Here is a 7,766-nt window from a genome sequence, read left to right as displayed (position 1 = left end):
AACGTAGCAACAACAGGGAACCCCTGACCATTCATGGTCAGGGGTTTTCTGCGTTTACGGGGTTGTTCTGAGCGATCTGACGGCGGTGGTCATGCCAGCGGTGCGCACCGGCACGCTGTGTGCGTCGTTGCGCCGTGGTCAGGTCCATTGCGCGGGACCGGGTCTCTTGTCTGCCCGGTGACGGTTCTGGTTCAGGATCGTCGGGAATCGCGAACCGGAACCGTCACACGCGCTGCAGGGAAAGATCCCCGTCGTGCACGGAGCCATAGGGTCGGAGCCGGGGGGACTGCGAAGAACCGGGGACGTCGAGCATGAGCGCACCGATCTGGCTGATCGCGATCGGCGGGGTGTCCGTCGTCTTCGGCGGACTGGTGTACGTCGGGCTCTGGCGATAGCGGATGCGCTGGAGCACGACGTCGATGCCCTTCAGGTGCGCTGCGGTGATCAGCGGTGCCTGACTGCGGAGTTGATCAGGGGAGGAGCTGGAGCTCCATCGCGCGGATCACCGCACGGGTGCGGTCGTTCACGCCGAGCTTCTCGAAGACGTGGCCGAGGTGGGTCTTCACCGTGGCCTCACTGAGGAACAGTGCGCGCCCGATCGCCGGGTTGCTGTTGCCCTGGGCGACGAGGCGCAGGACGTCGAGCTCGCGCGGGGTCAGCGTCGGGCCGGCAGCAGCGGGGAGGGATCCCGTCGCTCGGCGGACGAGCGCTGCGGCCGCCGATGGTGCCAGCGCGGTCTCGCCCCGTGCGGTCGCCCTGACGCCGGCGAGGATCTCGGACTCCGGGGCTGCCTTCAGCAGGTAGCCGGTGGCGCCGGCCTCGATGGCGGCGAGGATCTGGTCGTCGGACTCGTACGTCGTCAGGATCAGGACGCGGATGCCTGGGTCGGCGGCGAGGATCTCCGCCGTCGCCGCATCGCCGTCGAGCACCGGCATCCGGAGGTCCATGAGCACGACGTCGGGGCGTTCGGCCAGCGCCACCGTCACCGCGGCGCGGCCGTCGCTGGCCTGACCGACGACCGCGATGTCGGCGGCGTCCTGCAACAGCGCGACGATGCCCGACCGGACGATCGGATGGTCGTCAGCGACCACGACACGGATCACCGGGTCACCTCTGCGAGGACGTGGCGTTCGACGGCCGGGAGGCTCGGCTCGGGTCCGGTGGGCAGGCTCGCGTCGACGACGGTGCCGCCGCCCGGTGTGCTCGTGATCGTGCAGGTACCGCCGGAGAGCGCCAGCCGTTCGTGGAGGCCCCGGAGACCGTGCCCGGCAGTCGGCACGCCGGTGTCGAACCCGACGCCGTCGTCGACCACGCGGACGCCGACGTGTTCGGGCGCGTGCCGCAGGACGATCCGGACGGTACGGGCGTCGGCGTGCGCGCGGATGTTCGCGAGGGACTCCTGGACGACCCGGAGCAGTACGACCTGGGCGTCACGGTCGAGCGGGCCGTCGGTCGCGTCGACGGCAACGGGCGTGCCGGTCTCACGGGTGTACCGCTCGGCGAGCCGGTGCAGTGCCCCGGCGAGGCTGCCGCTCGTGGCACCGGCGACCCCGGCGGCGATGAGGGCGCGGGAGTCCTCGAGCGCCGCTCGTGCCGACTCCTCGAGGACCGCCAGTCGTTCGTCGAGCGCGGCTCCCCGGTCGTTCGCCAGGTCCTTGCGGGCGCGCTCGGTGAGCATGACGATGCCGGCGAGGTTCTGCGCGACGGTGTCGTGGATCTCGCGGGCCAGGCGCTCCCGTTCGCTCGCGACGCCCGCGCTCCGGTGGGCATCGGCGAGGGACTGCTGGGTGGCGCGGAGTTCGTCGAGGAGCTGGCGGCGTTCCTCGGACAGGTCGGCGACGCTCGAGATCCACACGCCCATCGCGCAGGCACCGATGACGCTGATGCCCTCGATGAGCAGGGTGCTGACGAGGGCGTCCGGGCCGTCGGAGACCTGCAGGCCGATGCCGCTCGCGATGCCGACCGCGACCGAGAGCAGGACGCCGGTGCGGACCCGCTCGGACTGCACCCAGACGAGCGGGAACGCGATGCACTGCACGAACGCGGTGCTCGGCACCACGGCGGGCAACACCAGGGCGGAGACGAGGACCAGCGGCAGGAAGGCCGCGGCGGCACGGGGGCTGTCGTAGCCGCGGTGGCCGAACACGACGTAGGCGACGATGAGCACCACGACCGCGGTGTACGCCGGCCAGCGGGTCGACCACGGGGACCAGCCGTACACGGTGATCACCGCGGTGAGGGCCATCGTGCCCGCGAAGAAGACGTGCAGCCAGCGGTTGCGCATCCACGTCTCGCCGTTCATGTGCCCAGCATCCCACCAGCGGGGCGCCATCAGGCGTCCTTGCGGTTCCAACGGAACGTCAACAGGCAGGCCACCGTGCCCAGGACCAGCCACGCTGCCAGCACGAGGGCTCCGAGGCCGAGGTGCCACGCGCCTCCCGGCTCACCCGACTCGAATGCACCGGGCAGGAAGACGGAGCGCATGCCGGACGCCATCCAGCGCAGGGGGAAGACGGACGCGACGTCCTGCAACCAGGTGGGGAGCTGCGTGAAGGGCAGGTAGACGCCGGAGATGAACTGCAGCACCAGCACGATCGGGACGATGGTGGCGGTGGCGCGGCGCCCCTCGCGGGGGAGCGCCGAGACCGCGATGCCGAGGACGCAGCTGGTGGCGATCCCGAGGACCATCACCCCGGCGAAGACACCCCACCGGCCCGCGTCGGTCGGCAGGTCGACGCCGAACACCAGGCTCGCGATCGCCAGCAGCAGCGCCGTCTGCACGAGCGTGGTGACGAGGACCATGCCGATCTTGCCGACGAAGTACGACAGGACCGGCAAGGGCGTGCCGCCGAGACGCTTCAGCGTGCCGTCGCTGCGCTCGCCGGCGATGTCGACGCCGAGGGACTGCGTGCCGGAGAGCAGGATGCCCGTCGCCACCAGGCCGGGCAGGTAGTAGGTGGCGTAGTCGGCGCTGACGCCGGGGCCGGCCTGGATGTCGGCGGCGCCGGAGAACGCGACCGAGAACAGCGCCAACATGATGATCGGGAACAGGAACGTGAAGAAGACCGAGTCGGGAGCGCGGAAGTAGGTGCGGATCTCGTACGAGATGCGGCTGGTTGCTGTCTTCACTGCTGTCCCACCATGTCGAGGTAGACGTCCTCGAGGGACGGACGGATGACTTCGAGGTCGTGCATGGGGGCGCTGCTGCTGCGGACGAGCGCCGTCGGGTCGGTGGTGCGCTCGTCGTGGAGTTCCCCGCCGTCGTCACGCCAGCGGACCCGGGGCGTGCGGGCCTCGGCGCCGCCGATCTCGTCGATGGGTGCGAGGTCGAGGAGCTTCCCGTCGGCGATGACCGCGGCCCGGTCGGCGAGCTGGGCGGCTTCGTCGAGGTAGTGCGTGGTGAGCAGGATCGTCGTGCCCTCGTGCTGCACCTGCCGCAGGAGGTCCCAGAACTGCCGGCGGGCCTCGGGATCGAAGCCGGTCGTCGGTTCGTCGAGGAACAGGACCTCGGGGCGGCCGATGATGCCGAGGGCGACGTCGACGCGGCGGCGCTGGCCTCCGGACAGTCGGCTGATCCGGGTGTTGCACTGCGTCTCGAGTCCCGTCGCGGTGAGGAGCTCCTCGATGCTGCGGTGCTTCGGGTACAGCGTGGCGAAGTGGTTCAGCTGCTCGGCGACGGTGACGTTCGGGGACTCCGCGCTGGTCTGCAGGACGATGCCGATACGTGCGTTGTGGCTGCGGCTCGTCCGTGCGGGGTCGTGGCCGAGGACGCGGACGTCGCCGGCGGTGCGGGACCGGTACCCCTCGAGGATCTCGACCGTCGTGGACTTGCCTGCACCGTTGGGGCCGAGGAGCGCGAAGGTCTCGCCGCGCTCGATCGTGAAGGAGACGTCGTCCACGGCGCGTTTACCGGTGGCGTACTGCTTGCCGAGGTGCAGGACCTCGATGGCGGGGGACTCGGGCATGGGTCCAGCTTCGTCGTCGAGTCGCCGTGGCGGATCGACCGGTGCGGTGGTGTCGGCATCGTCCGATCGGGGGATGGTGCAGGCCGGGAGGCGCGGTGCGGGTCGGTCGTGCACAGAACGCTGCACGGGTCGTTGCGTCCGGCAACTCGTCTGATATGTTGCTGGCGGGGATGTGGTGCAGGCCGCGACGGGGGAGATGATGGGCGATCTGACAGTGTCGTGGAGCCCGCTCGACGCCCCTCCTCATGCTCCGATCCGCAAGCTGCTCGCCGTGCTGGTAGCCCTGCTGTCCGCCACGATCGTGCTCGCTGGATGCGCGGGCGGAGCGAAGAGCATGACCCCGGAAGAAACGCAGAAAGATGCCCTGGCGCTGCTCGACCACACCACGACGTCCACTGACCTCGATTGGTCGTCGCCCGGGGACCCAGTCAGCAAGAAGTGTTCCGAGGGTGTTCGGTACCAGTACATGGTGCGTGCCCCGGTCACCTCGGAGCAGACCGAACTCGCTGACTCCCTGGCCGAGTTCTGGCGTTCCAAGGGACTCCAGGTCGAACGGAGCCAGCAGGAGTTCGGGGCGAAGTACGGGACCGTGTACGCAGCCACGGCGAAGGCTGACGGCAAGGCGGGCGCAGCCTTCGAGATCACGAACGGGAACGCACTCGTCTCCGTCAACTCCCGGTGCGTTGCTGGCTCTCCGGACGATGAACAACAGCCGTGGCGAAGGTGACCCTGCCGTGATGGCGAAGCAACGCATCGGGCTCGTCGTGTTGACGGCGAGTCTGCTGACCGTGGGCATCACGGCCTGTGCAGGAGGGAGCCAATCGATGCACACCCCCGAGGACGCGAAGGCCGAAGCCTTGCAACTGCTCCGCAAGACCGAGAAGGCCGTGGACGTGTCGTGGCCCGACACCCCGGAACCGACCGCCGAGCAGTGCGATGACGGCGTCCGCTTCGCCTACTTCCTCCCGGTGTCGGTCGACAACGACGCGAAGGCAACCGCGAAGTCACTCCGGCAGTTCTGGGAGTCGGAAGGCCTTCGAGTATCGCCGTCCGAGACGGATTTCGGTGCGAGGGGCACGCTCTACTCGGCGACTGCCGACCGGGCTGGTGCGGCAGGAGCGGCGTACCAGATCAGTTCGACGTCGGTCGCAGTGCAAGTGACGTCACCGTGTGCAACGGGGTCGGTGCACGATGACGACGAGTGACGGCGTCGAGGCGGGGCGGCTCCGATGACGAGGTGAGTGGACAAGCCGATGACCGCTGCCGCTCTGGCCAGCACGATCATCCTCGCGCTGTCGGGGTGCGGGATGGCAGGGCCGGGCAAGACCATGACCATCGACGAAGCGCGCTCGCAGGCCGTGACCGAACTCCGGTCGGTCCTGGAACTCGCTCCCGACACATGGCCACAGGAAGTCCCGAGGCCGGTCGCGAACGACTGTGAGGTCGACGGGCAGAAGGCGGTGGAGTTCAGCTACTACGTCGAGGTGGACAGGCCGGACGACCCGCAGGTGCTCATCGAACAGGCCGGTGAACACTGGAGAGAGCAAGGGTACGAGCTCGCAACGACGCAGACCGAGATGGATGCAGCGACGGGCGACGTGTCGGCCGTGGTCGCGCGCGCCGACGGCAAGCCTCGTGCGTCGATCGCAGCCACGAAGATCCGCGCGCACGTCAATGTGGACTCGCGCTGCGTGCTCGGGGACCCGGACGACTACCGGTGACGGCCCTGATGACGAATGAGTTCTGACGGTTCTGGTTCGTGATCGTCGGGGATCGCGAACCGGAGCCGTCACGACCTCAGTACTGCGGGCGGATCCAGTCCGTCGGTGGCACGAAGCGGGCGCGGGGCAGGACCTCGTCCGGCTCGGCGGTCCGCACGCTCGTGATGATCGTGGCCTCGCCGTACTCGTACGAACGGCGGGCGATGCCGTCGCGCTCGTCGATCACCAGCGTCGTGCGGAACGCCGGGTCCTCGTGGTGCTCGAACGTCAGCAGGATCGAGTGCTCGCCGACGTGCTGGACCAGGATCGGGTGGACGTCGTCCGCGGCGCGGCCCCACCGGAGCATCAGGTCGGGCATGGCCATCCGGACGACGGGGGACGAAACCATGCCCCGGGCGAACGACACGTCGATCGGGCCGTCGTCGGGCTCGTGCAGCACGCCGTCGCGGTAGGAGACCGGCTTGGCCCGCTGGCGCACGAGCGTCCAGGTCTGCGCGGCCTCGTCGATGTCGACGCGGAACTGCCAGTACTGCTGCCGGGACTCCTGGTGGACGCCCTCGAGGACGTACCGGGCGGGTCGACGGAGGGCCGCGAGCTCCTCGGCGATCGCAGGACCGTCAGACCGGGTGAGGAGCTCGTCGAAACGCACGGTGCCAGCATGGCGCACCATGTGCCGTGGACCGCACCCCTGACGGGCGGGAGGCGCGGGGCGGGGTGGTGCCGGGCCTCCAGGCCGTGGGGTGGTCGCGTCAGGTTGTGTCAAGCAACGTGCGCGTAGACCGGAAGGATGCAGGTCGTCGGAGTCGAACAGTTCGGAGGGCCCGAGGCCCTCGCCGTCCACGAGGTGCCGGAGCCGCACGCCGGTGCGGGATCCGTGCGGATCCGGGTGCAGGCGTTCGCCGTGAACCCGACCGACACGGGGGTGCGCGCCGGGCAGCGGGACAGCTCGCAGGCCTCGCCGCCGTTCGTGCCGGGGATGGACGCCGCCGGCGTCATCGACGAGGTCGGGCCCGACGTCACCGGATGGCAGGTCGGCGACGAGGTCATGGCGATGGCGCTGCCGCTCAGCGCCCACGGTGGCGCCTACGTGCAGGAGCTCGTCGCGCCGGTGGGGTCGTTCACGCGGATTCCTCGCGGGACGTCTCTTCCGCTCGCCTCCACAGTCTCGATGAACGGGCTGACGGCGTTGCAGATCCTGTCGCACGCCTCGCTCGCGCCGGGGCAGACGCTCGCCGTGACCGGAGCCGCTGGGCTGCTCGGGAACTACGCGGTGCAGCTGGCGAAGGCCGCCGGGCTGACGGTGATCGCGGATGCTGCTCCGGCCGACGAAGCACTCGTCCGGTCGCTCGGGCCGGACCACGTGGTGCCGCGCGGTGTTTCCTTCGCTTCCGCTGTCCGGGAGCTCGTGCCAGACGGGGTCGATGCGCTCGCCGATGCTGCCGTGCAGCGCGACGAGGTCGTGGATGCCCTTCGCGACGGGGGAGTCTTCTTCGACGTGCGGGGGTGGCAGGGCAACGGGGCGCGGGGGATCGAGTTCGTGCAGATCATGGTGTTCTCGGAGTACCGGTCGTTCGACAAGCTCGAGCAGCTGCGGCACGCGGTGGAGAGTGGGACGTTGACGCCGCGGGTCGCTGAGGTCCTGCCGGCTGCGCGGGCTGTGGAGGCGCATGAGCGGCTGGAAGCGGGCGGGACGCGGGGGCGGTTCGTGCTGACGTGGTGAGTTGATGACGTTGTGATGGACGGGAGGCGCGGTGCCGGGTGGTGCCGCGTCTCTCGTTGGCCATGGGTGTTCAAAGCGCCATGATGACCATGTGACCCTGCACGAAGCCATGATCGAAGTACTCCGTGAGAACGGCGCGCCGATGACGAGCCGTGAGATCGCGGACTCCATCAATGCTCGAGAGCTGTACCGACGGAAGGACGGCCGCTCGCTGCCCGCCGGGCAGGTGAGTGCACGAGCGCGGAACTACCACCAGCTCTTCCATCGAACCGCGAGCCACATCGCTGTGCGGTGACGTGCAAATCGCCCGTGACCGCCAGCCCCATCGGTGACGGCCTGGGCGCGCCTGCCACTGCAATG

Annotated in this window: 10 protein-coding genes; 5 read left to right on the top strand and 5 right to left on the bottom strand. The window is 69.6% G+C overall.

What is annotated here, in order from left to right; all coding sequences use genetic code 11:
- Positions 1–470: 470 nt before the first annotated feature.
- From QRN30_RS16335 to QRN30_RS16320, 4 genes are read right to left on the bottom strand one after another with little or no spacing between them, the layout of a single operon-like run.
- Positions 471–1,103 (bottom strand): response regulator transcription factor, encoded by a 633-nt coding sequence (locus QRN30_RS16335; RefSeq protein WP_284761453.1) that lies wholly within the window; start codon positions 1,101–1,103, stop codon positions 471–473.
- On the bottom strand, positions 1,100–2,302 hold the full coding sequence (locus QRN30_RS16330; protein ID WP_284761452.1) for a sensor histidine kinase: 1,203 nt from the start codon (positions 2,300–2,302) through the stop codon (positions 1,100–1,102). The genes QRN30_RS16335 and QRN30_RS16330 overlap by 4 nt, the downstream gene beginning before the upstream one ends.
- Positions 2,303–2,331: 29 nt before the next feature.
- Entirely contained in the window at positions 2,332–3,129 is a 798-nt protein-coding gene (locus QRN30_RS16325; RefSeq protein WP_140449452.1) for an ABC transporter permease, read from the bottom strand.
- Entirely contained in the window at positions 3,126–3,965 is an 840-nt protein-coding gene (locus QRN30_RS16320; protein WP_284761449.1) for an ABC transporter ATP-binding protein, read from the bottom strand. Before QRN30_RS16320 ends, QRN30_RS16325 begins: the two co-directional genes overlap by 4 nt.
- 199 nt (positions 3,966–4,164) lie before the next feature.
- Between QRN30_RS16320 and QRN30_RS16315 the strand changes: the two genes are divergently transcribed.
- From QRN30_RS16315 to QRN30_RS16305, 3 genes are read left to right on the top strand one after another with little or no spacing between them, the layout of a single operon-like run.
- The gene (locus QRN30_RS16315) at positions 4,165–4,692 is read left to right on the top strand and encodes a hypothetical protein (protein ID WP_284761448.1); all 528 of its coding nucleotides are present in this window, start codon (positions 4,165–4,167) and stop codon (positions 4,690–4,692) included.
- A 10-nt stretch (positions 4,693–4,702) separates the two neighbouring features.
- Positions 4,703–5,170, top strand: a complete 468-nt coding sequence (locus tag QRN30_RS16310; RefSeq protein ID WP_284761447.1) for a hypothetical protein — start codon at positions 4,703–4,705, stop codon at positions 5,168–5,170.
- Positions 5,171–5,206: 36 nt separating this feature from the next.
- The gene (locus QRN30_RS16305) at positions 5,207–5,686 is read left to right on the top strand and encodes a hypothetical protein (RefSeq protein ID WP_284761446.1); all 480 of its coding nucleotides are present in this window, start codon (positions 5,207–5,209) and stop codon (positions 5,684–5,686) included.
- Positions 5,687–5,762: 76 nt separating this feature from the next.
- Here QRN30_RS16305 and QRN30_RS16300 read toward each other — a convergent pair whose 3' ends face one another.
- Positions 5,763–6,335 carry a hypothetical protein gene (locus QRN30_RS16300; protein ID WP_284761445.1) on the bottom strand — a complete coding sequence of 191 codons (573 nt, stop codon included), beginning with the start codon at positions 6,333–6,335 and terminating at the stop codon, positions 5,763–5,765.
- A gap of 138 nt (positions 6,336–6,473) precedes the next feature.
- On the opposite strand from QRN30_RS16300, the gene QRN30_RS16295 reads away from it, so the two are divergent.
- Together QRN30_RS16295 and QRN30_RS16290 are read left to right on the top strand one after the other, a co-directional pair.
- Positions 6,474–7,406 carry an NADP-dependent oxidoreductase gene (locus tag QRN30_RS16295; protein WP_284761443.1) on the top strand — a complete coding sequence of 311 codons (933 nt, stop codon included), beginning with the start codon at positions 6,474–6,476 and terminating at the stop codon, positions 7,404–7,406.
- A gap of 31 nt (positions 7,407–7,437) precedes the next feature.
- A complete protein-coding gene (locus QRN30_RS16290) occupies positions 7,438–7,701 on the top strand; it encodes an HTH domain-containing protein (RefSeq protein ID WP_350225057.1) in 264 nt (87 codons plus the stop codon).
- Positions 7,702–7,766 lie beyond the last annotated feature (65 nt).

It is taken from the genome of Curtobacterium sp. MEB011, from assembly GCF_030209655.1.
In the GTDB taxonomy this organism is placed as follows: domain Bacteria; phylum Actinomycetota; class Actinomycetes; order Actinomycetales; family Microbacteriaceae; genus Curtobacterium; species Curtobacterium poinsettiae.
The sequence above is the reverse complement of the archived record's forward strand: the minus strand, read 5'-3'. Positions and strand labels throughout refer to the sequence as shown.

Bases quoted from the DNA above. Each gene is read 5' to 3' on its own strand.
- QRN30_RS16295 (WP_284761443.1), top strand. From the start codon at position 6,474: ATGCAGGTCGTCGGAGTCGAACAGTTCGGAGGGCCCGAGGCCCTCGCC.
- QRN30_RS16320 (WP_284761449.1), bottom strand. From the start codon at position 3,965: ATGCCCGAGTCCCCCGCCATCGAGGTCCTGCACCTCGGCAAGCAGTAC.
- QRN30_RS16310 (WP_284761447.1), top strand. From the start codon at position 4,703: ATGGCGAAGCAACGCATCGGGCTCGTCGTGTTGACGGCGAGTCTGCTG.
- QRN30_RS16315 (WP_284761448.1), top strand. From the start codon at position 4,165: ATGGGCGATCTGACAGTGTCGTGGAGCCCGCTCGACGCCCCTCCTCAT.
- QRN30_RS16330 (WP_284761452.1), bottom strand. From the start codon at position 2,302: ATGAACGGCGAGACGTGGATGCGCAACCGCTGGCTGCACGTCTTCTTC.